A 22,584-nucleotide genomic window follows, 5' to 3' on the forward strand; every position below is an offset into this window, starting at 1 on the left:
CGAACTCGTGAAGCCCTTGGGTGTCGCTATGGTCACTGCGCCGAACAACAGTGCAGAATGGGAAGAACCATGAGGGGGCCGCGCGAAGGGCTTTCGCGGCGGCAGCTGCTGCAGGCCGCGACTCTCGCCGCCGTGTCGAGTACGGCCTCGGGCCCCGCCGCAGCCGCGGCGATCGACGATCAGCCAGGCGCGCCCGCGGGCGAGCAGCGGCGAGATCTCCGTTGCGGCTTCATCGAGAAGCGGCTCGACGGAAAGAGGGTCCGGTTGCGCGCCTATGACGGCCAGGTGCCAGGTCCGCCGATCGTCACCCGTCCGGGCGAGACCCTGCGGATCCGCCTCCACAACGATCTTCCGCCGTACGATTCCTCGGCCTGGAACGGCGATCACAACGTGCCGCACCAGCTCGACACGACCAACCTTCATCTGCACGGCCTCGACATACGGCCGCATCTGTTCGAGCCGCTCGGCACGTCCGATCCGCTGGCGCCGATGATCGCGACCGGTCCCGGTCAATCGTTCGATTATGCGTTCAAGCTTCCCGACGACCAGCCGCCCGGCCTCTATTGGTACCACCCGCATCACCACGGCTCGACCGCCGTCCAGGCGGTGAGCGGCATGGCCGGCGCGCTGATCGTTCGCGGCGCGATCGACGAGGTGCCGGCGATCAAGGCCGCGCGCGACATTTCGCTCGTTGTCCAGGACATCGGCCTGTTCCCCAGCGACAGCGAGGCCGACCTCTGGACCTATGAGCCCAAGCAGAATGCGATCTGGCAGACGTTCGGCGGCAATGTGACGATCTACAATCCCGCGACCGGCAAGGCCGAGCCGACCAGTCTCAAGGGAGGCTTCACGACCGGAGACTACGCATTGCGCTATTACCTTCTGAACGGGGAACCCTTCTTCCGCGAGGAGCACAATCAGGCGGCGCCGACCAGCCCGACGGCAACCCAGCTGACGCCCAAGCGGATCCGGATGCGACCGGGGGAGGTGGTCCGCTTTCGAATGCTCAACGGCAGCTCCGACAATCTGATGCCGATCGTGATCGAAGGGCATGACATGCATCTGATCGCCCTCGACGGCGTGAACTTCGGCGCACCCCGCAAGATCGCCCCATATGGGACGGATGGGCTGGGGCAGGTGCTGCTCGCGCCGGCGAACCGGGCGGAGTTCCTGATCAAGGGCGCCTCGCGACCCGGAGTCTACCGGCTGCTGCAGCTCGCCCAAACCCAGCAGTTCCTCGAGAGCCCGCAGAAGGTGATCCTGGAGATCGAGATCGCCGGCTCACCGGTCACCATGGCGCTGCCGACCGCGCTCCCGCTGCCGAGCCGCAATTATCCGCTGATCCAGCCCTCCGAGGTCAAAAGGGTGCGCACCATCCAGTTCGGCGGCACGTTCCCGGGCGTCGCGAACCCTTGGGTCGGAATCGATTTCCTGATCAACAACATGCAATATGAGGAGGATGCGGTCCCGATCGTCGTCAATCGCGACGATGTCGAGGAATGGCATCTGGTGGTCGAGGGACCGCACCACGGCGGCACCGAAGGTCACCCCTTCCACATCCACGTGGTGTCGTTCGAGGTCATCTCGATCGGCGGAGTTCCGCAGCCACCCGGCACGATCCAGGATACGATCTGGGTGCAGGAGCGGTCCGAGGTGGTCGTGCGGATGCGCTTCAAGGAGTGGCTGGGGAAATCGGTGGTCCACTGTCACATCCTCCCGCACGAGGACACGGGCATGATGCAGAACTTCCTGATCGTCGACGCCTCGACGGGGAAGCATCATCGGGCGGCGACGCGCGGCTGACCTCCTCCGTCCCGCGGCCGCGGCTCAGCGCGCCGCGCCGGTGATGCGGCGGCAGACCGCATCGAGCTTCGCCAGCATCCCGGCGTCGCGCGCCGCGGGGGCGGTGATCAGCGCCGCATCGAGAACGGTATCGATCGGCGACGCCGGCCGCTGCGGCGGCAGCGCCCGGGCGAGCGCCTCGACCGTCGCGCGCGCCTTGCCTGCATTCGCGCCGAGCTGGGCAATCACCGTGGAGACTTCGACTGGCGCCTCGCCCACCCGCCAGCAGTCGTAATCGGTCACCATCCCGAGGAGGGCGTAGGGCAGCTCCGCCTCGCGGGCGAGCTTCGCCTCCGGCATGGCGGTCATGCCGATCACGTCGCAGCCCCACTGGCGATACAGCTCGCTCTCCGCGCGCGACGAGAATTGCGGACCTTCCATCGCGAGATAGGTGCCGCCGCGGGAGACCTCCGCGCCTGCCGCGACCGCGGCGTCGGCGAGCATGGCGGAGAGCCGCGGACAGACCGGCTCGGCCATCGAGACATGCGCGACGAGGCCCGGGCCGAAGAAGGTGGAGATCCGCGACACGGTCCGGTCGACGAACTGGTCGACCAGCACGAAACGGCCCGGCGGCAGGGCCTCGCGAAGCGAGCCGATCGACGAGATCGCCACCAGGTCGGTGCAGCCTGCCCGCTTCAACGCATCGATATTGGCGCGGAAGTTGAGATCCGCGGGCGGAATCCGGTGGCCGCGGCCGTGCCGGGGCAAAAAGACGAACTTGTGGCCGTGCAGACGGCCGATCAGCAGGTCATCGGACGGCGGACCCCAGGGCGTCGAGACCGAAATCCACTGTGCATCTTCCAGCGCGTCCATTTCGTAGAGGCCGGAGCCGCCGATGATGCCGATCGTCCATTCGCTCATCGTCCTCTGGTAGGCGGGCGAGGGGAGGGGGGACAAGCCCTCCCCGGACCTCGACAGGCCGTGGCGCGTCAGCGCGCAGGCTTGCGGAAGCGATAGACGAAGCGATCGGTCTTGCCGCGGATTGCCGGGTCGAACACGTTCTTGCTGTGATCGTCCGCGGGGATGCGCAGCACATCGCTTTCCCCGTCGAAGACGAAGCCGGCCGCCTCGAAATCCGCGCGGACGCGGGCCGGATCGATCCTGTGCAGCTTCTCCACCACGTCGCGCGTCTCGCCCCCCGAAGCGGCGACGTGGTCGATCACGCCGACCGTCCCGCCGGGCTTGGTCGCGGCGTAGACGGTGCGCAGGAAGGCAGCGGGGTCGATCCGCGGGAAGCGGTACTTTTCGCTCTGCCAATAGGTGTCGTGATAGACCATGTGGAGGAGCACGAAGTCGAACGCGTCGGTAGGCAGCGCGAAGGCGTCCGCCGGCGTCACCATCAGGCCCGTGTTCGGCACGCGGGCCTTGAGCTCGGCCCATGCAGCGCGGCCCTTGTCGTTCATGAAATTGGCCGGGTCCCAGCCGAGCGCGAGGCCCTTCGGCCCGACGGCCCGCGCCATGATCTCGGTATAATAGCCGGAGCCGGCGAACAGATCGAGCGCGCGGTCTCCCTGCTCGAGGCCGAGGAAGCGCAGCACTTCGGCCGGCTTTCGGCTTCCATCGAGCGCCACTGCATCGGCCGGCCGGCCGCTTCCCGCGACCGCCGGAGCGATGTCGGCCGGCTTCGCCTGCGCGCCGCCGGACGCGCTGCCCAGCAGCAAGGCCGCCGCAGCCAATGTGAATCCTCGCATCCTGTCCCTCCCTGTTCGTAGCGAGGGGAACATGCGCCTCGACGAGTGCGGGATCGAGCGGCGTGCGACCAAGGCGCGAGTCGGCACGACCGACCGGCTTGGGGGCGGAGTTGGGGACAGTGTGGGATCAAGGCTGTGGGTGCCCTGTGGATATTTCTCCGCATCGGGCGCGATTCCGCAACAGCTATCGCCATCTGCGGAGACTAGAGCCCGAAAGAGGTCATGATTGTCGATCGAGAAGCCTGCGTCCGGCGCCCAGCCGAACGCAAGGGACAGAGTAGCAGAGCAGTGCGGGGGGTGCCGGTGAACGACGGATTCTGCATCCATTTCGGAGCAGTGAGGATCTGTCGTCTCTCCGGAATGGGGGCAACCTTCCCCGAGAGGAGGAGGATAGGCATGCGTTCGCTGGAGACGAAACCGGGCAGGTATGGCTTCGAAACCGTGCGCTATGGCGCGGTGTCGTCCCTTCTGCTGCTCGCCCGCGACGGCGCCGGGCGCGAGCGCGGCCGGACGAGCGCGGCCGCCGCCGGGTTTCGGATCATCGCCGAGGCCGCGCCAGCCGAGGCTGCGCAGACCGTCGCCGGGGTGGCGGCCTTCGACGCGATCTTCGCCGAGGTGGAAGACAGGCACGATCTCGTCCGGTTGGCATCGGTCCTGGACGAGGCGGCGCAGCGCGGCTGCCGCGCGCTGGTGGCCGTGCGCGGTGCTGCCGCGGCCAGTGCGGGCGCGCTGCCGTCATCCCCGGCCATTCGGGTGGTCGTCGAACCGACCGGACTGGACCTTCTCGAAGGCCTTCATGCCGCATCGCCGCCGCAGAGCTTGCGCTTCCACGACGTCAAGAATGCGGACTCGCCGCGGCTTCAACAACTCAGCGCCGAGGTGGGCCGGATCGCCAATATCCTTGCCTCGCTGTCCGAGGAGGAGAAAGCCGAGGAGGTGAGCGGGCAGCCGCGGCCGCGCGTCGATGCGGCGCTTGTGCGGGCGATCATCCGGGCGCGGCGGCTGCGCGATCATTATTTCAGAAGCGAGCTGTTCGCCGATCCAGCCTGGGACATGCTCCTGGACCTGTATGCGGCTCGTCTGGATCGCCAGCGGGTCGCCGTATCCAGCCTGTGCATCGCCGCGGCCGTTCCGGCCACTACGGCGCTCCGCTGGATCAAGAGCCTCACCGACCAGCGACTCTTCGTGCGGATCGCCGATCCCCAGGATGGTCGCCGGGTCTTCATCGAGCTCTCGGACGAGGCCGCGGCCGGACTGGAGGCCTATCTGGTCGCGGCCCAGCGGATCTCGCCGATCATCCTCTGACGGAGCCCGCGCGCCTCTCGCGCAAGGGGCGGGCGTTCACGCTCCTCCCTTCAGTCGGCGCGCGACCTCGCCCCTGAGAGCGGCTTCGGCCGCGAGCGACGTGCGCCGCTGCCCGCGCGTCGCCACGGCCTTGGCGAAGGCGGCCGACGGCGACGGGGCGCTTTCCTGGATCCCGCTGCCGACGCCTTCGAGCGAAAGCCTTACGCTATAGCGATCCTCCGGGAAGTCACCGCCGCCGCGATAAAAGGCGAGCAGCACGACCTCCTCGCCGAGCGCCTTCAGCGCCGCGCCGGCGGTATCGAGGGAAGGGGCGGCGGCGATCTGGTCCTTCATCGAAGCTCCTTTCGAACGATGCGCGGCCGCGGCGTCGAGCAGCGCGGCGGATGCCAGGGCATGGGCGAATTGACGCGTGAGAGGCCCGCGCTGCGGCGCAAGAGCGCGCCCGGCGGCCAGCCACTCGGCGGATAATCCGGCTGCGACGGGAAGCGAGCGCCGATAAGCGTCGACGTAGCGGCGGCGTGTTTCCGCCAATCCGGGCGTGATCGCATCCTCGGCCCCATATCCTGCATCGCGGCTCACCGCGCCGGACGAGAGCCGGACGGGAAGGCCGCGCTACGCGGAACGAGAGTATGTCTGCAGGGCATGTGCATCCTTGACCGAATGCACGACGTTATTGCGAATTTCGCAACAAATGTCAAGCCCGTTTCGGAGTGGCGTCTGCGCCTTCACAGGTCGCGTACCGCCTTCATGACCCGGCCGACGATGGTGAATTCCTCCTGTCCAGGGAAGATCGTCTTGTGCTCGGGGTTGTGGGAACAGGGTTCGAGACGGCCGGGCTGGTCCAGATATTGCTTGAAGGTAGTCTCTCCGGACGCGTTGCGAACGACATAATAGCGTTTGGGCAGAAGCTCGCGCTGGCGGGGATCGACGACCACCGCCTCGCCTTCGCCGACGACGCGATCCATCGAATCTCCCTCGACGATCACCACGAACGAGTCGCGGCTGAGCGCCGGGTCAGGCGAGGGCATGTGGCCCCGCACGTGTTCGAATCCTTCGCGCCAGGCTCCGGCCGAAACCAGGCCGACGATCGGCAGCATGTGGGTTTTCTTGCCCGGCGCGGCATTGTCGAGGCCGAAATAGCGCCGCAGGATGTTCGCCTCCTCGAGCTTCAGGTTGCGCTTGCCTCCGAGCGTCTTGGAAAGCTTGTCGGGAGTGATGCCGATCAGGCGGGCAAGACCGACCTGGCTCTCGCCGCGCTCCCGCATCAGTTTCTTCAGCTGCTCAACGTCCATGGCCATCTCTCGTCCACATTGGTGCGAAATTCGCAATTTTGTGCTTGAACCCTCTTTGCGAATATCGCAACCTGCGAGTCCAGGCAAGAAGATTCGGGAGCAGGCGATGAGCAGAGGCAGGCCAGGACGCAAGGCAAAGCCGGGTGCGCGGTACAAATGCGGCAAGCTCCGCCCGGTGCGCGACCTTGGAAACGAAAGGGTCGCCGCCGAGGCGGCGCGCTTCGGATCCTTCCATGGCGGCAAGGGCGGCCAATGGGTGCGGGAGTCGGCCATAGGTCGCGCCTGGGCGGTCGGGCTTCTCGACGGCTTCGGGGCCGATGCGGCGGCCATCCGCGACGCCGGGCTCGGCTATGCGGCGCGCTATTGGGGCTATTACCCAAGCCCGAACGGCGTCTCCAACTACGAAGCGGAGGATCGGCGCGGCCGCGGGTGGGGTGAAAGCCAGGATCGTGGCGGAGAGATCTTCCAGCGGCTCGACAAGGCGGTGCGCGACGCAGGCCGCGCTTCCTACAAAGCGGTCCAGTCGCTCGTCGTCGACACATATTGGTTCCCGGACCGCAACCCCTCGTGGCTCGACCGGCTCATCAACGGGCGCCTTGCCGCGAGCGGCCGGACCGTCACGGGTTCTCTGCCGGTCCCCGGCGACGACGAGACCCTGCGGCTCGCGGTCGAGGGGCTGCTGACCGTGGTACAGGGCCGCGGTGGCCGCCGTCCGACTGCTCACTGACGGAATTCGCCGGCCTCGGCGGGGCGCGGCACGGCACGTATTGTTCCTGAATGGCAGCTCGACCCTCCAGGCGGCAGAGGGGGGAGCGGCCGGTTCGTCTCTCCACCGAACGTTCGGCCAGGGCCGGGGCGCATTCCCAACGATGCGCTTCGGCCCTTTTGATTCCGCTCCGCAGCAGGCTGCGGCGGTTTCCTCCGAATCGGAACAAACGTTCGGCCGTACAAGGTGGAAAAAACCAGATGCCTCAGTATGTTGCCCCCGGTTTTAGGGTGGAGCGTTGTCGTGGCTCTCTCGTGTTGCGTATATGTCGTTGAAGATGATGACGCGGTTGCGCGTTCGCTGACCGTTCTGCTGCAGCTGTGCGGCTATGAGCCTATCCGTTTCGAGAGCGCCGATCGCCTGCTCGAGAAAGCGGACGAGCTGGCCCCGGGATGCCTGCTCATCGACTATTCCCTGCCCGGCACCAACGGGTTGGCGGCGCTGGAGATGCTGCACGACTGCGGCCTCCGATGGCCTGCGATCCTGATGACCGGCTATGATCTTTGCGCCGTCGAAATCGACGCCAAGCGCGCCGGCTTCCGCTGCGTGCTGGAGAAGCCGTTCGACACCGAGCGTCTCGCGGCGGAATTGGGGGCGATCGCGCCAGCCGTTCCGGGAAGCCGCTCCGCCTGTGGAGGAAGAGCGGGCGAGGTGCGGTCGATCCTCGCGGCGACTGCCCGCCGGACGTTACGGGCTTCCCCCGCCTTCTCCCGATAGGCTTGCGCCGGCGGTCGGCAGTTCTTCCTCGAACGAATGCGCCCGCCGGGGACCGGCGGGCGCGGATTTCGGCGTATCGGAGCAAGGCTCCGTGCGGACCGACCTAGAAGTGGAAGGTCGCGCCCGCGCTCACCGCCCAGGGATCAAGGCGGATATGCGACTGGACCGGCGCGCCCATGAAGGTGCCCCGCGCCTCGGTATGGAGGAACGCCTTCTTGGCTTCGACGAAGATGCCCATTTTCCGGGCGACCTTGAACTCGGCGCCGATCTCGACAGCCGGCGCCAGATCGTTTTCGACCGAGGCGTCCTGAAGTGCGCCGTCGTCGACGTCGAGCACCAGCATGTAGCAGGCGCCGACACCGGCATAGGGGCTGAACGACCCGCCGCGATTGACGTGATATTGCACCATCGCGGTCGCGGGTCCGTAGGTAATTTCCGCCAGCTTGCCAGCCGGAGCGAGGGCGCCGGCTCCGTCGATGTCGATCCGCGGCGGAAGCCCGCCGGTGAACGACAGGGCGACGTTCTCGGTGACGAAGCGTCCGATGTGGAAGGTGGGCGTGTAGTGCGTCTTGGTGTCGACCCCGGCCTCGGGCACGCGCGTGCCTGCGAGGCTGAGACGCATGTCGTCGGCCAGCGTCAGCTGCGTGACGGCGACCCGCGCGAACCATTTGGGCTTCTCGCCATCGGCAGCATGCGCCGGCGCGGCGGCGGCGAAGAGCACCGCGAGGCTTGCCGAAAAGAAGAAACGATGAGTCATCGTGGTTTCCCGTTGTTCAGCGCGGGCGTTTCGCCCGGCTGGTGCTAGAAGCGGATGAGGGCACCCGCCTGGAGGATGAAAGGATCGAGCTCGGCCTTGGCCGTGATATGGGCAGGGCCGAGATCGCCGGCCGCGTCGTTCTTCCAGAAGGCCTTCTTCGCCTCCACGTAGACGCCGAAGCGGTCGCTGACGTTGAAGTCCACGCCACCCTGGATCACCGGGCCGACGGCGTCGCCGACCTCGACGTTGCTGGCGAGACGCTCCTTCTTCGACCAGACGTGCTGCCAGCCGAGGCCGCCGCCGACATAAGGCGAGACGGTGCCGCCGCGGAGCGGATGGTAGGTGCCGGTCAGCGTGAAGATGCTGAACGTGTCGTCGAACAGGTTCGGCGTGCCGGCCAGCGAGCCGGCCGGGATGTTCGCCGTCGTTCCCGGGGTGGTCGCGCCGATCTCGACCGCGAGCTTCTCGGCCACGAAGGTGCCGAGCTCGACGCTCGCGACCCAGCGCTCCGGGGTGGTGTAGTCGGCCGCCGGATCGACGATGCCGTTGATCTTGACCGTACCTTCATCGGCCAGCTTGATCCGGGCGATGCCGACGCGGGCGAAAGTGTCCGCGTCGTCGCTGGACTGCGCAGCCGCGGGCATCGCGGCGGTCGCGGCGAGCAGGGCGGCGGTGAGGAGGGAAGTCCGGAATTTCATCGAAACAACCTTTCTGAGCGTATTCGACCGGCCATGTGGGCCGTTAGGATGGTCAGCCGGCCTTGCGGAGCTCGGCGGCGGAATGGGTGAACGGAGCCTCGACGGTCTCACCCGCCTTCTTGCGGCGAGCCTTCCTCGGCTCGGCGACCAGGGCGTCGATCGTGTCGAAGTCGGCACTGCCGTCCTGCAGCGCCTCGAACTGCTTGGTCGCCTGATCGCGGGCGACGCCGAGGCGGTGGACGGAGTCGATGATGTCGCGGCTGGTGTGGCCCGCCATCACCTGCATCCGGAACCTGGCCTGGCCCTTCGGAACGGCGGGGAACTCGACCAGATTGGCGAGCAGGCCGATGTCCGGCAGGCGACGCGCCACCAGGCGGGCGAGGCCTTCGCTGCCCATCTTGACGCAGACGATCGGAGACGGATCGCCATAGGTTTCGAAGCTGGTGCCGTGGAGCAGCTCGCGCAGGAAGCGGATGTTGTTCATCAGGCTCTGGCGGAGCGTGGCGCCTTCCTCGGAATCGACGATCTCGAACGCTTTCAGCACGATCGCGGCCTGCGACGGCGAGAGCGCGTTGGAGAAGGTGCAGGGCGAGGAATAATATTTGAGATATTCCTTCACCGCGCGGGTGTTGGTCGCGACGAAGCCACCGTTGGAGGCGAAGGTCTTCGAGAAGCTACCCATCACCACATCGACCTTGCCGATCATGTCCTGCATGCCGATGTGGCCGCGGCCATCCGGCCCGAGGGCGCCGAGATCGTGGGCGACGTCGACCATCAGGATCGCGCCATATTCACGCGCGAGCTCCTGCAGGCCGGCGATGTCCGGCGTGTCGGAGTCCATCGAGAACAGGCTCTCGGTGATGAGGAGGATGCCGTTGTCCTTGTCCTTCGCCCGGACTGCGGCGAGCTTTTCGCGCACCGAATCCAGATTGTTGTGGCGGAACAGGTGGATGTTGCGGGTCGCCGCCTGGGCGCCTTCCTGGAGACAGGCGTGCGAGAGCGCGTCCATCACGATGTGATCGGACGAGCGAACCAGACCCTTGACCACGCCGAAGCCGGCTGCCCAGCCGGTCGGGAAGAGCGTGACCTGCTCCATCTGCAGGAATTCGGCGATCTTGCGCTCGAGCGCGAGCGAGAGCGAGGTGTTGCCGACCAGCGCGGGCGAGCCGGCGCTATGGACCCCGAACTCCTTGATCGTCTCGATCGCCACTTCGCTGATCGCCGGGTGGGCGGAGAGGCTGAGATAATCCTGCGACGCGAAGTTGATGCCTTCGAACAGCTCGCCTTCGTCGGTGCGGGCGACGCACTTGCTGCGCGGGCCGGTTTCCGTCGAGCGGCCGAGCGGCCACAGGCCGGTGTCACGGCGCAGCTCCTGCCAGTCGTAGAAAGCGTGGACACGCTCGAGGAGGTTCGATCCCGGCAGGTACCGGAAATCGCGCATGCTTCCACCGAGCGCGCCAAAGCGCGCGTCACCCGATTCACTCATTTCACTAGTCCCTAGTAAGCGGGCCGAACGGCCTCTTGGCATTATAGATGAACGCGTTCCCTTCAGTGCGAACGCGCAACATTTTTCTCGATCTTCGCAATGAGTTCCGGAAGTGCGACGGGCTTGGTCTCGAAATCTACGCAGCCCACTTCCACGCTCCTTCTGCGATCGCTTTCAAGCGCATGGGCAGTAAGGGCGATGATCGGAATGTGCCGAGTACGCGGATTTGCCAGAATGCGCGTCGACGCCTCCCAGCCATCCATTTCGCCGAGCGCGACGTCCATCAAGATGATGTCGGGCTGCTCTTCCTCCGCGAGCCGCACCCCTTCGGGGCCATCGATCGCGCAGGCGATCTCGTAGCCGCGCTTGACCAATCGTCTGGTCAGCATGTCGCGGTTCATCTCATTGTCTTCGACGATCAGGACTTTTGTCATGTCAGATCCAGTGGCTGATCAGCATGTTGCGGGGAAAAATGCGTAGGCATGGCGTCACCCGGCCATCGCTTCGACCGGCGCGGCGCGCGCCTCGACCGGCACGGTGATGGTGAAGATCCGCTCCCCGGACGGCCCGTGGCTGGTGCGGATCTCGCCGTCGACGAGCGACAGGAACTTCTGGCCGAGCGCCAGGCCGATGCCGGCGCCGCCATATTTGGTGGGGCTCGCGTCGCGGTCATCGTGGAAGATGTCGAACAGGGTCTCGAGCGGCCGTCCGTCGGCAGCTCCGGCCGGGTCGATGATCCGGATCACGCAGGTTCCCGAGCCGCCGGTGTGAACGTCGAGGTGGAGCGTCCCGCCATCCCCAGTGGAGGGCGCGCCGACGAGGATGTGCGAGAGGCCCTTGCTCAGTGCGGACCAATCGATCTCCATCAGCGTGCCGCTCTCGGGCAGCTTGCACTCGAGCGTGTAGCCCCGCTCCGCCAGGTCTGCCGAGACACTCCGGGCAATCTCGCCGATGCGTTCCCGGACATCGTCACGGCTCGGGTAGACGTCCATCTTGCCGGCGTCGATCTTGGAATAATCGAGGATGTCGTTGACCAGACGGAGCAGGTGGGTGCCGGCACCCTTGATGTTCTCGAGGTCCTGGACGATCTCGTCGTCGCCTTCGTCGATCGCGTCGTCGAGCAGCAGCTGGCTGTAGCCGATCACCGCGTTCAGCGGCGTGCGCAGCTCATGACTGGTGCTGGCGACGAAATTCGCCTTGGCGAGGCTCGCCTGCTGGGCGGCGGCGGTGAGGCTGCGCAGATTTTCGGCGGTGGCGAGCAGATCCCCGACCTCCCGCTCGAACTGCTGCTGCTCCTTGAGCACCCGCGCGAAATAGAGCGACATCATCGTCACGTAGACCGAGGCGCTGATCGTCGAGATGATGCCGATCACCTGGAACTGCTCGAGATCGGTTTCCGGGAACGGATAGCCGGTGAGCACCAGGGCGGCGAACAGCCCGACGTTGAGCGTAATCAGCAGCAGCAGCCCGTCGCGGACGCGCCCCTGGGACGGGAAATAAAGGAAGGCGAGGGTGGGGGTGATCAGCACCCACGGCAGGAAGGGCGAATAGACTCCGCCATAAGCGTAGCACGCCCAGAGAATGCAAAAGAGCAGGTTCTCGACCGAGATGAAGGCGAGCACGTCATAGGCCCGCGTCCATTTCAGCAGCGGACCGTAGACCCAGAAGGCGGTGATCGACGCGGCGAAGATCCACAGCCGGTAGTCGGCTTCCATCCCGAGGACGAAATAGAGATAGACCGGAATGACGTTGCCGAGGAACGGTCCGAAGACGTGGCTCAGCATGAACATGCGGGCGCGGCGGTGCGCATCCGGGCGCACCCGGATTTCCATCGGGATGAAATAATCGAGAAACGCGTCGAGCCGCGACGAAACACGCTCTGCGGCACGCATGGCAGTTACCCCCGATCACCCTGACGACGCCATTTCGCCGCCATTCCTGATCGGGACCACCTAGGTGCGAGCGGTTACCGAGGTGTAAAGCAGACCCATCCGATATTTACCATGCGGAGGTTTTTCCCCTCTGCGGAGGGCCCACCCGCGTAGTGCAACGGATGCGGAATTTACCGTTAATTCAGATGCCGCCGCCTAGCTCGCCCGCAATTGAGCGGGGGAATTCGATGTTGGGTGGTGTGCGCAGACTGGTCGATCATTTCGTCCCCGAAGAGGTGCTGAGCGAACCGTCGCGTTATCCGATGTTCGCAACCTTCGTGCTGCTCCACCTCCTCGGCCCGCTGCTCGGCCATTCGGTGGTCGTCTTCCTTTACCAGGCGTCGCACGAGATCACGTGGGTGTTCTGGACGATCGAGGCGCTGATCTGCTTCTTCTGGTTGATGCCGGCGCTGGTGAAGCGCACCGGCGGGCTGATCCTGCCGGCGATGCTTTCCGTGCAGGCGCTGGTGACGCTGAGCCTGTTCGGCTCGTTCTTCTACGGCGGGATCAGCTCGCCGTTCCTGCCCTGGCTGCTGATCGCGCTGCTGCTCGGCTTCTTCTATCTGGCCGAGCACGCCCGCTTCGTTCTCACCGGCGTCGCGTTCCAGCTCGCGGTCTTCTCCGCGGCGCACTTCCTGACCGGGCAATTCCCCGATCTCGTCCCGCTCCAGAGCATGTGGCTCGCCAATCTGCTCTCGATCCTTTCGGCGCTGATCTACGTGACGCTGCTGGCCCTCTATTACGAGAGCGTGATGCGCGACAGCTCGGCGCTCCAGGAGGCGGCGATCGTCCAGCGCCGGCAGACCGAGGAGCTGCGCGAGGCGATGCGCCAGGCGGAGAAGGCGAGCGCTCAGAAGTCGATCTTCCTCGCCAAGATGAACCACGAGCTGCGCACGCCGCTCAACGCGGTGATCGGCTATAGCGAAATGCTCCGCGACGATCTCGAGGACCGGCCCGGCTCCGAGGAGAAGGTGGCGGATCTCGATCGGATCAACGCCGCGGGGCGCCATCTCAACGCGCTGGTCAGCGAGGTGCTCGACCTCTCCCGGATCGAGAGCGACGACCTGCATCTCGACAACCACGAGATCGACCTCCACGATCTCGTCGGCGACGCGGTCGCGACCGTCGAGCCGCTGATCAACGTCCACGGCAACCGTCTGGTCCTGCAGATGTCCCAGGATCCAGGAACGATCGTCGCGGACCCGCTCAAGCTTCGCCAGTCGCTGCTCAATCTGCTCAGCAACGCCGCCAAGTTCACCTCGAAGGGCGTGATCACCCTCACGGTGATGCGCCGCCAGACCGATGGGGGCGACGTGATCATGATCGAGGTCCGTGACACCGGCATCGGCATCTCGCGCGAGGGCCTGAAGAAGCTGTTCCGCAGCTTCAGCCAGGCGGAGGCCGATACTGCCAACCGTTTCGGTGGCACCGGTCTCGGCCTCGCCCTTACCCGTCGCTTCTGCCAGGCGATGGGCGGATCGATCGACGTCGAATCCGAGGTCGGCGTGGGGACGAGCTTCAAGATCGAGATCCCGGCGCTGCCGCGCCGCGGCGCCGACGCGGCAACCGCCGAGATGCGCGCCTAAAAACCTGTCGCAAACCTCGGGCCGTCCGACTTTCCGTCTAGAATGTACCCACAGGGGACGCGCCGCGTCCACCGAGGGGATTTCGCGAAGATGAAGGTGGATCATGCGCCGAGCGGCGCGGTGAGCACGAAGACTCTGGGCGGTGCCAACGTCCTGCGGAGGTTCCTGGGAGCCTCGCTGATCGGCGCCTGCGCAGCCGGCTGGAGCGGCGGCATCGCCGCCGGCATGGCCGCCGCCGACATGTCCGCGGTGCAGATCACGATCCTCGTCCTTGCCGGAGCCGCGCTGCTTTCGGTGGCGCTTTGGGTCCTCGCCGCCCACCCGGCGCAGCGGATGGCCGTTCCGCTCGACCGGCTGCTCGAACTCGAGGCCCGCGAGAGCGGCGACCCGACGGCCCGAGCGACGATGCTCCGGCGGCTTGGCGACATCGAAGCGGCCGCCGAGCGCGCTGCGACCGAGCTGCTCGAGCAGATGCAGAGCGATGCCGCGGCGATTGCCGAGCTTGGTCGCAGCCGCGACCAAGCGGTGAGCGCGAGCCAGGCAAAATCGCAATTCCTCACCAACATGAGCCATGAGCTGCGCACGCCGCTCAATGCGATCATCGGCTATTCGACGCTGCTCCAGGAGGATGCGATCGCCGACGGACGCCAGCAGGAGGAAGAGGATCTCGGCCGCGTTCTCGTCGCCGGCCGCAGGCTGCTGATGTTGATCAACGATATCCTCGAGCTTTCTCGCATCGAATCCGGACGCGCCGCCTACGAGCGCTCGATCATCGACGTCGCCTCGCTGGTACAGTCGGCCGTCTCCGGCTTCGACCTCGCGCGAGACGGCAACGGCAACCGCCTCGAGCTTTATGTCGAGGACCCGATCGGGATCATGATCAGCGACGCTGCCAAGGTCCGGCAGTGCCTGCTCAACCTGATCGGCAATGCGCTCAAGTTCACCCGCGACGGCGAGGTCAGGCTGTCGGCGCGCGCGGCGCGGCGCGACGGCATCGAGCTGATCGATTTCGAAGTGGTTGACAACGGCGTCGGCATGACGCCCGAGCAGACTGCTCAGCTCTTCCACGATTGTCCGGAAGAGGTCACGATCACCCAGTCCGGCTCGCCCAAGCTCGGCCTGGTGATCACCCACCGTCTCGCCACGATGATCGGCGGCAGCGTCTCCGTCCGCAGCGTCGTTGGCGAGGGCTCCGTCTTCACACTGTCGGTTCCCCGCGAGCCGCCGAGGGCGCTCGCCGAGGACGAGGAATTGCCGATCCGCGAGCCCGCCGAGGTGCTTCGCACCGAGGGCCAGAAGACCGCGCTTGTCATCGACGACGAGAGCACCGCGATCGACATCCTGCGTCGTTGGCTGTCGAGGTTCGGCTATGCGGTGATCGCTGCGCACGACGGCGAGGCCGGCGTCGAGCTCGCTCGGAGCGCCAAGCCCGACATCATCCTGCTCGACATCTACATGCCGGGCCCGAGCGGCTACGACGTGCTCGAGGCGCTTCGGGCGGATGAAGCGCTGGCCTCGATCCCGGTGATCGTGGTCAGCGTCTCGGACGATCGCAGCCGCGGCCTGCGCGCCGGCGCCTCCGACACCCTGATGAAGCCGGTGCCCCCGGAACGGCTGCGCGAGGTGCTCGACGTCTATTGCCGTGACGTCGAAGGCGAGGTCCTGATCATCGAGGACGATGCCGATGCCGGCGAGCTGATCCGGCGCACCTCGTCCAACATCGGCCTCAGCGCCGTCCGGGCGACGAGCGGCGAGGAAGGCCTCGCGCTCGCTCGCGCCAACCCGCCCGCCGCGATCGTGCTCGATCTCGGACTCCCCGGAATGTCGGGCTTCGAGGTGCTCGCGGCGCTCGAAGCCGATGTGCGGCTGAAGAACATTCCCGTGCTGATCGTCTCCGGACGAGAGATCAGCGTCTCCGAACACCAGGCGATCACGCGCGCCCGAGGCATCTATCACGCCAAGGGCTACGCATCTCCGCGCCAGATCGCCGAAAGCCTCAAGATGGTCGTTGCACGATGAACAATTCCATGGACGTGTCCCACCTCGCCGGCCGGCGGATCATGATCGTCGACGACGTCGAGGACAATCGCGTCGTCCTCGATCGCCAGCTTCGCCGGGCGGGCTTCGAGACGGTTCTCTGCGCCGACGGCATGACGGCCGTCGCGGAGGTCTCGTCCAACCCGCCCGATCTCGTCATCCTCGACTGGATGATGCCCGGCCTTTCCGGTGTGGAGACGCTGAAGGCGATGCGCGAGCATCTCGATCTCCACCGGCTGCCGATCATCATGTGCACGGCCCGGGACGAGGAGAGCTCGATCGGCGATGCGCTCGAGGCCGGCGCCAACGAGTATGTGCAGAAGCCGATCAAGATGCCGGTGCTGCTCGCGCGGGTCTCGGCCCAGCTGATGCGCCAGGCGGCGATGGCGGCGCTCGGCAGCGTCAACCAGGATCTCGAGGCGCTGCTCGCGCAGCGGACGCGCGAGCTGTTCGCCTCCCGCGGCAAGCCCAAGGACTGAGCCACCAAAAAGGCAGCCCCGGCTGCCGTGAACCGCACCCGCGCCGCCTATAAGAGTCAATGTCAGCCTCGGAGTTTTCGTGTTCCTTCCCTACCTGCTCCTTCTGGTGATCACGGCCTGCGCGGCCGCAGCCATCCATCGGCTGCGGGCGAGCCGCCGCGTCCTCGAGGAGCGGCTGGTCACAGTCGAGAAGATGGAGGCCGAGTCCCGGGCGAGAGCGCTGACCGACCCGATCACCGGATTGAAGAACCGGATCGCGTTCACCGAGGAGCTGGAGGCGGTCGTCCAGGCGGGACGCCACACTGGTGTCGCCGTGCTGTTCCTCGATCTCGACCGCTTCAAGGAAGTCAACGACAGCCTTGGCCACAAGGTCGGCGACGGGCTGCTCAACGCGGTCGCCCAGCGCCTCACCGGCGTGATCGGGCCGAAGGACACGCTTGCTCGCATCGGCGGCGACGAGTTTGCCGCGATCATCCGCCTGGATCCGACCCGCTCCGTCCAGGACATGGCCGCAGCGATGGTCGAAACGGTCTACGAGCCCTATCTGATCGACGGCCACCTCGTGCATGTCGGCACCTCGGTCGGCGCCGTGATCGGGTCGGAGGCCACCACCTGCGCCTCCGACCTCCTCCGCCAGGCCGACATCGCCATGTACGATGCCAAGGTGAGCAAGAGCGCGTCTTTCAAATTGTTCGACGACCGGATGAGCGAGATCGTCGCGGTGCGCACCAGCATGCGCGGCGAGCTCGAGGATGCGCTGCGCGAGGATCACCTGACACTGGCGCTGCAGCCGCTGATCGACACCAAGACCGGCACGCTGGCCAGCGTCGAGGCGCTGCTGCGCTGGCCGAACAGCTCGCGCGGCCCGATCTCCCCGGCCGATCTCATTCCGCTCGCCGAAGCCAGCGGGCAGATCCTCCAGCTCGGCGAATGGGTGCTCGACAAGGCGCTGACCATCGCCGAGGAGCTCGGCGACGTGCCGATCGCGGTCAACGTCTCGCCGATCCAGTTCCGTCATCATGGCTTCGCGACCAAGGTCAGCGAGAAGCTGCTCGCCACCGGAGTTTCGCCGCACCTGCTGCGCCTCGAGATCACCGAAGGCGTGCTGATCTCGCACATCGACGCCGCCAAGAGCACCATCCGGCAGCTGCGCCAGATCGGCGTCGAGGTCGTGCTCGACGATTTCGGCACCGGCTATTCAAGCCTCAGCTACCTGCAGAACCTCGATCTCGATTGCGTGAAGATCGACAAGTCGTTCCTCAAGGATCTCGGACGGGATTCGCGCGCGGTGCAGATCATGCGCTCGGTCATCGATCTCGGCCACAGCCTCGAGCTCAAGGTCGTCGCCGAAGGAGTCGAGAACGAGTGGCAGGCGCGCCTGCTGCAGATGCTCAACTGCGACTATCTCCAGGGCTATTTCCTCGGCGTGCCGATGAGCCTGACCGATCTCAAGGCCTATATCGCCGACCGCAGCCCCAGGCTGGCGCTTCTGCCCGACGACGTTTCCGACGCGGCGCCGAAACTTCAGCGGATCGGCTGAGCGCGGTCCAAGGACCCGCAGCTGCGGACTCGCTGACGGCTGAGCTTGGTTGCAATTCCTGCACCTGCAACCGCTTACGTTGCACTTGCGAACGGAATTGCTGCGGTGCACAAGGGTCGGGCCTTTCAGGCATCCTCTCCTAATGAAACTCGGCCAGCCTTCGGGCTGGCCTTTTTTTTGTCCGATCCTATGATGCGCCGGCTACGGCCGAGCCTCAGAAAAAAGATTCGGGGAAGATGCCGCCGGAAAGACCGGCACCGGCTCGCCGTAGCAACCCTCGTCCTGATGCCGAGCCGCTTCGCTGGGCTCCGCTCGTGCCCGGTGGCGGGCGATCAGGCCGGCGAGCTCACCTGCTCGAGCGGCACCAGCGGCAGCACCTCGTTGATCGCCCGGATGAGCTCCTCGCGTCCGAACGGTTTGTAGAGGAACTCGACCGCGCCGCACGATCGCGCCAGCTGCTCGGTATGCTCGTCCGGGCAGCCGGTCATGATGATCACCGGCCAGGGTCTGCCGCGCTCGCGGAGCATCTGCAGCGCGGCGATGCCGTCGGTTCCGGCCATGTGGATGTCCATCAGCACGCAGCCGGGCGGGATCGACTCCAGCGCCGCGAGGAACAGGTCTGCCGAGGCGAAATGGTGGGTGAGAAGATTGTCGACCCTCAGCAACGCTCCGAGCGACAAGGCGACGGCGGGATCATCTTCGACGAGATAGAGCGGTATCGTGTGAATCGTGCTTCCCCCTGGCGGCCGCATTGAAGGTCAGACCGGTGCCCCGTCATTCTTCATGGAGCCCGTAAGCCTCCGATGCAATTGAAGAAATGGTTGGTGACGCGCACCGGATCAGGTGCCTCCGTGAAGATAAGGGGCGGGGACGGTCGAGCTGGTGGCGACGACGAGCTGCCAGGCGATCGGACCCTGGGCGGGACTGTGGGCATGGTGGCTGCGATCGGGAAACATTCCGATCCCCTCCAGCGCCACTTCGGTGCCGCAGCCGGTGCAGCGATAGATGCCGGCGCACGGCACGAAAGCGGATGGCTGCAGCGGCAGATCGAACGAGGCGTTCTTCGATTGCTGAAGGTAGTTGGAATATTTGTACAGGGCCATCGAGACGCTCCGGAACGCACCACGTTGCGCCGCGGGCGCCGCCCGGCGCCTCAGCGGCAGCGCCATCCAACGCTCCAATCCCTTAACTTAGCGTAAGTCCGAGAACTCGAGCCCGCGCCGCCGCAGCGATCGGATCGGTCCTGAGACGCCGACGGATCAGGCGGCTCCGTGCTCTTCCAGCAGAGTGCGGACCATCGTCGCGAATTCGGCGTGATCGATCGGCTTGCTGACGATCGCCGCGCCCGGGAGCTTGGTTTCGAGCGCTTCCTTGATGTCGTCGGGATAGCCGGTAACGAAGATCACCGGCACGCTGCGGCGGCGGCAGATCGCCTCGACCGCCTTGATACCGTCGCCGGGCAGCAGGCGCGCGTCGGCGGTAATCAGATCGAACGTCTCGCCGTGCGCGCCGGCGATCGCCGCGTCTTCGGAGCGGGCGAAGCTGAAGCTGGTGAAGCCGAGATCGGTGAGCATGTCCCGAACGGCCTGGCTGATGAGGTAATCGTCCTCGATGATGAACGCGTGCAACTCGGAAGCCTCGGATCTGGTCGGAAGGCGTGGCGGCGCTCCGTCGGCACCGCCGTTCGGCTCATTTCAACGAAGGCGACGGGAGAGCGTTGCATCGCGCGATCGGCTGTTCGTCGATGCGATTTACCGGCCTGACGCGGTCGGCGTCTGGCTCGCGCCGTCAGCGCGTGGGCGGGTCGAGCCGGAGGTGGATCAGCGGATAGGGCCGCCCCTGGCCATCGGTCTCCGAGCGCCCGATCGGAACGAAGCCGAGCCGGGAATAGAAGCCGAGCGCCTGGGGGTTCTGCGCGTTGACGTCGGTGGTGAGCGCGGGCGTCAGCGTCAGCGCATGCTCCACCAACCTGCGGCCGACTCCGGCGCTGCGCATCGCCGGATCGACGAACAGCGCCTCCATATGTCCGCCGTCCAGGATCATGAAGGCGAGCGGTCGGTCGGCCGCATCGACGGCGAGCCACATCGGAGTTCCCGGGAGGTGCGTGCGCACCTCGTCCTCGATTGCGGCGCGATCGGCCGGCGCCAGAAAATCGTGGGTTGCGTCGACCGCGGCGCACCAGATCTCGACGATCCGAGTGCCGTCCGCCGGACGGGAAGGGCGGATGCGAAGGAACATCGCCGAGGCATGCCGGTGCGCCGAACCGCCGTCAATCGCGGCGCATTGCCGGTGCGCGGCGATGCGCAGGCGCCCGGGCGCGTGATGACAAGCCCTTCCGGCTGGGCTGACGGCGCGGCGGACTCCAGCAACGCGCTGCTCGCGGATATCCTGGCCGGGGAGGCGCTCGATCAGGAGGCCGGCCGCTTCGTTTCCGTGGCCGCGCACCTCAGCAAGCATCCGATCTCTCCAGCCCGAAGCGGACAGATCGTCTGCTACAAGACGGTCATTGCGTGTGCTACCAACACGGACGCATGTCGGGCTTGACTTTGTTCTCGATCTGTTCTATTCCGAAAAGGTAAGCTGCCGCTGCATGCGAGTCGGGAGCCTCGATCCGACCTTGCTGCTCCGGCGCGGACTTGGCCGCGGCCGATGCGCGGTGAACAGCGATCCGTGACGAGGCTCAGCGCGAGCCGTTGCGCACCTCGCCGCCGAGCGGATCGTGGACGAAGACCAGCCAGGCGAAACTGGCGGCGAACAGGGCGAGCAGAAGGCAGGCCGGCCACGCGGCCGGCGAGAGGGTGCCGGCGGCGATCGCCTTGCCGAGGCTGAGGGCAGCGATGGCGAACAGCAGCAGATTGGCGAGACCGAGCGGACGGCCGTAGATGCCGCCGATCCGGTTGCGGCGCGACATCCAGTTGAGGATGGCGAAGCCGAGCAGACCGCTCGCCGTCAGCTGGATGACGAGCGCGAGCGGCGGGGCGGCGCTCGAAACGAGCAGGCCGGCGAGCTCCGCTGGTGCGAAAAGGGCACCGAGGCCGGAGGCCGAAAGGACGAGCGAAGTGACGGTGAGGAGGGTGCGACCGAACATTGCGCATCCGTTCCAGAACCGCCTTCGCAATGCAATGCCGATGGAGCCTCCAGCCGACCGCCGCGCGCCCTCAGGTATGCGCCGCGCGCGACTTCGGAGGGGCTCGACGGCGAGCGCGATCCTGTTAGCCTGGGGCCCTGAAGCGCGATCGTTTGAGGCGATCCCGCGGGGTTGAAGCGGGGTTAGGCATGCTGAGGAAGCTCGTGCGGACGGCGCTTGTCGTGGCGTTGCTGCAGACCGCCGGACCGGCCCCGGCCAGCGCGGCCGATGGAACGGTCGCCGACCGTCCGACGGTCATGCGGCTGGAGCCCTATCGCAAGGGCGTCGCGTTGCGGGTCGTCGCGAACGGCCGGCCGGGTTTGTTCACCTTCGATACGGCCGGCGGCATCACCGCCGTCTCGCCCGATTTCGCCAAGGCAGTGGGCTGCCGTCCCTGGGGACAGCTCGTCGGTCACCAGATGACCGGCAACAAGCTGGCGACACCGCGCTGCGACGACTTCGCGTTCGGCGTCGGCGGTGTGGCGCTGAAGGCACCCGTCGCCGCCGTGCTCGACGTCGCGCCGCTGATCGCCAAGGACGCGCCGCCGATCGACGGGCTGATGGCGCTGGACGTCTTCGCCGGCCAGACGATCACCGTCGATGCGGCGGCGGGCGAGCTGACGATCGAGACGCCGACGAGCCTCGCCAGAAGGATCCAGGGCGCGACAGAACTGCCGGTGCGGATCGCGCGGGAAGTCGGCGGCGTGGCGTTGACCGTCTTCGTCGAGGTGCCGACGCCGAACGGGATCGCGCGGCTCGAGATCGACAGTGGCAACGGCGGGACGATCCTGGTCTCCAAGCCCTACGCCGCCAGCCTCGGGCTCGATCCCGACGCGGACGGCCCTCAGCAGGGGGCGTTCGAGATCGGCGCGGGCATCCGGGCGCAAGGGCTGATCTTCACGCCCGATCTGATCATCGACGGCAATCTCGGCATGCCGTTCCTCAAGGACTGGGCCCTGACGCTGGACCTGAAGGAGGGTCGGATGTGGCTGAAGCGCAGCCGCGCCACTCCGCCCAAGGGGATGGGCGAGCCGCCGCCGCTGCCGAACAAGTAGCTTCGGTCAGCGGAAGGCGGATCCGAAATCGCTCCAGATACCGCTCGGGCGGAGGTGAGCCTCTCCGCGCGGAGCGCGGGCGCGGATCAGCCGAGCCATAGCCAGACGATCAAGGCGACGAGCAGGGCCAGGCAGAGCCCGAGCAGGAGCCGCCGCAGCCATCTCGGCAGGAGGTCGAACAGCAGCTCGCCCGCGAGCTCGATCGTCCATTCCACCAAGGTCGCCATCGGTTCGATCCTATGCGCAGCGGCCCGCCACTCGCAACGACCTGGGGA

The 22,584-nt window shown here is 66.5% G+C and carries 25 protein-coding genes; 10 read left to right on the forward strand and 15 right to left on the reverse strand.

Annotated elements, in window-relative coordinates; all coding sequences use genetic code 11:
* The first annotated feature begins 69 nt into the window (after positions 1 to 69).
* The gene (locus E2493_RS05960) at positions 70 to 1,803 is read left to right on the forward strand and encodes a multicopper oxidase family protein (RefSeq protein WP_167737401.1); all 1,734 of its coding nucleotides are present in this window, start codon (positions 70 to 72) and stop codon (positions 1,801 to 1,803) included.
* A 24-nt stretch (positions 1,804 to 1,827) separates the two neighbouring features.
* Here E2493_RS05960 and mtnP read toward each other — a convergent pair whose 3' ends face one another.
* Both mtnP and E2493_RS05970 read right to left on the reverse strand, forming a co-directional pair.
* A complete protein-coding gene (mtnP, locus tag E2493_RS05965; protein WP_135084729.1) occupies positions 1,828 to 2,703 on the reverse strand; it encodes an S-methyl-5'-thioadenosine phosphorylase in 876 nt (291 codons plus the stop codon).
* A gap of 68 nt (positions 2,704 to 2,771) precedes the next feature.
* Positions 2,772 to 3,533 (reverse strand): class I SAM-dependent methyltransferase, encoded by a 762-nt coding sequence (locus E2493_RS05970; protein ID WP_135084731.1) that lies wholly within the window; start codon positions 3,531 to 3,533, stop codon positions 2,772 to 2,774.
* A 396-nt stretch (positions 3,534 to 3,929) separates the two neighbouring features.
* On the opposite strand from E2493_RS05970, the gene E2493_RS21560 reads away from it, so the two are divergent.
* Positions 3,930 to 4,838, forward strand: a complete 909-nt coding sequence (locus E2493_RS21560; protein ID WP_191992973.1) for a winged helix DNA-binding protein — start codon at positions 3,930 to 3,932, stop codon at positions 4,836 to 4,838.
* A 36-nt stretch (positions 4,839 to 4,874) separates the two neighbouring features.
* Here E2493_RS21560 and E2493_RS05980 read toward each other — a convergent pair whose 3' ends face one another.
* Together E2493_RS05980 and E2493_RS21090 are read right to left on the reverse strand one after the other, a co-directional pair.
* The gene (locus E2493_RS05980; RefSeq protein ID WP_135084733.1) at positions 4,875 to 5,171 is read right to left on the reverse strand and encodes a hypothetical protein; all 297 of its coding nucleotides are present in this window, start codon (positions 5,169 to 5,171) and stop codon (positions 4,875 to 4,877) included.
* A gap of 392 nt (positions 5,172 to 5,563) precedes the next feature.
* Positions 5,564 to 6,136 (reverse strand): LexA family protein, encoded by a 573-nt coding sequence (locus E2493_RS21090; RefSeq protein ID WP_167737402.1) that lies wholly within the window; start codon positions 6,134 to 6,136, stop codon positions 5,564 to 5,566.
* A gap of 100 nt (positions 6,137 to 6,236) precedes the next feature.
* Here E2493_RS21090 and E2493_RS05990 point away from each other — a divergent pair, with 100 nt between their 5' ends.
* Positions 6,237 to 6,857: a hypothetical protein gene (locus E2493_RS05990; RefSeq protein ID WP_167737403.1), complete on the forward strand. Its 621-nt coding sequence runs from the start codon at positions 6,237 to 6,239 to the stop codon at positions 6,855 to 6,857.
* A 225-nt stretch (positions 6,858 to 7,082) separates the two neighbouring features.
* A complete protein-coding gene (locus E2493_RS05995) occupies positions 7,083 to 7,613 on the forward strand; it encodes a response regulator transcription factor (protein WP_135084739.1) in 531 nt (176 codons plus the stop codon).
* A 103-nt stretch (positions 7,614 to 7,716) separates the two neighbouring features.
* Here E2493_RS05995 and E2493_RS06000 read toward each other — a convergent pair whose 3' ends face one another.
* From E2493_RS06000 to E2493_RS06020, 5 genes are all read right to left on the reverse strand, one after another.
* On the reverse strand, positions 7,717 to 8,370 hold the full coding sequence (locus tag E2493_RS06000; protein ID WP_135084741.1) for an OmpW/AlkL family protein: 654 nt from the start codon (positions 8,368 to 8,370) through the stop codon (positions 7,717 to 7,719).
* A gap of 44 nt (positions 8,371 to 8,414) precedes the next feature.
* Positions 8,415 to 9,068, reverse strand: a complete 654-nt coding sequence (locus tag E2493_RS06005) for an OmpW/AlkL family protein (protein WP_135084742.1) — start codon at positions 9,066 to 9,068, stop codon at positions 8,415 to 8,417.
* A 52-nt stretch (positions 9,069 to 9,120) separates the two neighbouring features.
* The gene (locus E2493_RS06010) at positions 9,121 to 10,509 is read right to left on the reverse strand and encodes an aminotransferase class I/II-fold pyridoxal phosphate-dependent enzyme (protein WP_135084744.1); all 1,389 of its coding nucleotides are present in this window, start codon (positions 10,507 to 10,509) and stop codon (positions 9,121 to 9,123) included.
* 107 nt (positions 10,510 to 10,616) lie between these two features.
* Positions 10,617 to 10,988 (reverse strand): response regulator, encoded by a 372-nt coding sequence (locus tag E2493_RS06015; protein ID WP_135084746.1) that lies wholly within the window; start codon positions 10,986 to 10,988, stop codon positions 10,617 to 10,619.
* Between the two features lie 54 nt (positions 10,989 to 11,042).
* A complete protein-coding gene (locus E2493_RS06020; RefSeq protein WP_135084748.1) occupies positions 11,043 to 12,446 on the reverse strand; it encodes a sensor histidine kinase in 1,404 nt (467 codons plus the stop codon).
* Between the two features lie 227 nt (positions 12,447 to 12,673).
* On the opposite strand from E2493_RS06020, the gene E2493_RS06025 reads away from it, so the two are divergent.
* The 4 genes from E2493_RS06025 to E2493_RS06040 all read left to right on the forward strand — a co-directional run bounded on the left by E2493_RS06025 (position 12,674) and on the right by E2493_RS06040 (position 18,127).
* Entirely contained in the window at positions 12,674 to 14,071 is a 1,398-nt protein-coding gene (locus E2493_RS06025; RefSeq protein WP_167737405.1) for a sensor histidine kinase, read from the forward strand.
* A 90-nt stretch (positions 14,072 to 14,161) separates the two neighbouring features.
* A complete protein-coding gene (locus E2493_RS06030; RefSeq protein ID WP_167737406.1) occupies positions 14,162 to 16,090 on the forward strand; it encodes an ATP-binding response regulator in 1,929 nt (642 codons plus the stop codon).
* 8 nt (positions 16,091 to 16,098) lie between these two features.
* Positions 16,099 to 16,587 (forward strand): response regulator, encoded by a 489-nt coding sequence (locus E2493_RS06035; protein ID WP_167737407.1) that lies wholly within the window; start codon positions 16,099 to 16,101, stop codon positions 16,585 to 16,587.
* A 79-nt stretch (positions 16,588 to 16,666) separates the two neighbouring features.
* On the forward strand, positions 16,667 to 18,127 hold the full coding sequence (locus E2493_RS06040; RefSeq protein WP_135084765.1) for a putative bifunctional diguanylate cyclase/phosphodiesterase: 1,461 nt from the start codon (positions 16,667 to 16,669) through the stop codon (positions 18,125 to 18,127).
* Between the two features lie 332 nt (positions 18,128 to 18,459).
* Here E2493_RS06040 and E2493_RS06045 read toward each other — a convergent pair whose 3' ends face one another.
* From E2493_RS06045 to E2493_RS06060, 4 genes are all read right to left on the reverse strand, one after another.
* Entirely contained in the window at positions 18,460 to 18,879 is a 420-nt protein-coding gene (locus E2493_RS06045; RefSeq protein WP_135084768.1) for a response regulator transcription factor, read from the reverse strand.
* 87 nt (positions 18,880 to 18,966) lie between these two features.
* Positions 18,967 to 19,296: a hypothetical protein gene (locus tag E2493_RS06050; RefSeq protein WP_135084770.1), complete on the reverse strand. Its 330-nt coding sequence runs from the start codon at positions 19,294 to 19,296 to the stop codon at positions 18,967 to 18,969.
* Positions 19,297 to 19,386: 90 nt separating this feature from the next.
* Entirely contained in the window at positions 19,387 to 19,755 is a 369-nt protein-coding gene (locus tag E2493_RS06055; RefSeq protein ID WP_135084772.1) for a response regulator, read from the reverse strand.
* Between the two features lie 160 nt (positions 19,756 to 19,915).
* Positions 19,916 to 20,365: an acetyltransferase gene (locus tag E2493_RS06060; protein ID WP_135084775.1), complete on the reverse strand. Its 450-nt coding sequence runs from the start codon at positions 20,363 to 20,365 to the stop codon at positions 19,916 to 19,918.
* 9 nt (positions 20,366 to 20,374) lie between these two features.
* On the opposite strand from E2493_RS06060, the gene E2493_RS06065 reads away from it, so the two are divergent.
* A complete protein-coding gene (locus E2493_RS06065; protein WP_135084777.1) occupies positions 20,375 to 20,671 on the forward strand; it encodes a hypothetical protein in 297 nt (98 codons plus the stop codon).
* Positions 20,672 to 20,807: 136 nt separating this feature from the next.
* Here the strand turns inward: E2493_RS06065 and E2493_RS06070 are convergent, their stop codons facing one another.
* A complete protein-coding gene (locus E2493_RS06070; protein WP_135084779.1) occupies positions 20,808 to 21,215 on the reverse strand; it encodes a hypothetical protein in 408 nt (135 codons plus the stop codon).
* A 188-nt stretch (positions 21,216 to 21,403) separates the two neighbouring features.
* Here E2493_RS06070 and E2493_RS06075 point away from each other — a divergent pair, with 188 nt between their 5' ends.
* Positions 21,404 to 22,309, forward strand: coding sequence for a hypothetical protein (locus E2493_RS06075; protein ID WP_135084781.1), 906 nt, complete (start codon positions 21,404 to 21,406; stop codon positions 22,307 to 22,309).
* 86 nt (positions 22,310 to 22,395) lie between these two features.
* On the opposite strand, the gene E2493_RS21095 is transcribed toward E2493_RS06075, so the two are convergent.
* On the reverse strand, positions 22,396 to 22,536 hold the full coding sequence (locus E2493_RS21095; protein ID WP_167737408.1) for a hypothetical protein: 141 nt from the start codon (positions 22,534 to 22,536) through the stop codon (positions 22,396 to 22,398).
* Positions 22,537 to 22,584 lie beyond the last annotated feature (48 nt).

It is taken from the genome of Sphingomonas parva (ex Maeng et al. 2020) (genome assembly GCF_004564275.1).
GTDB lineage: Bacteria > Pseudomonadota > Alphaproteobacteria > Sphingomonadales > Sphingomonadaceae > Allosphingosinicella > Allosphingosinicella parva.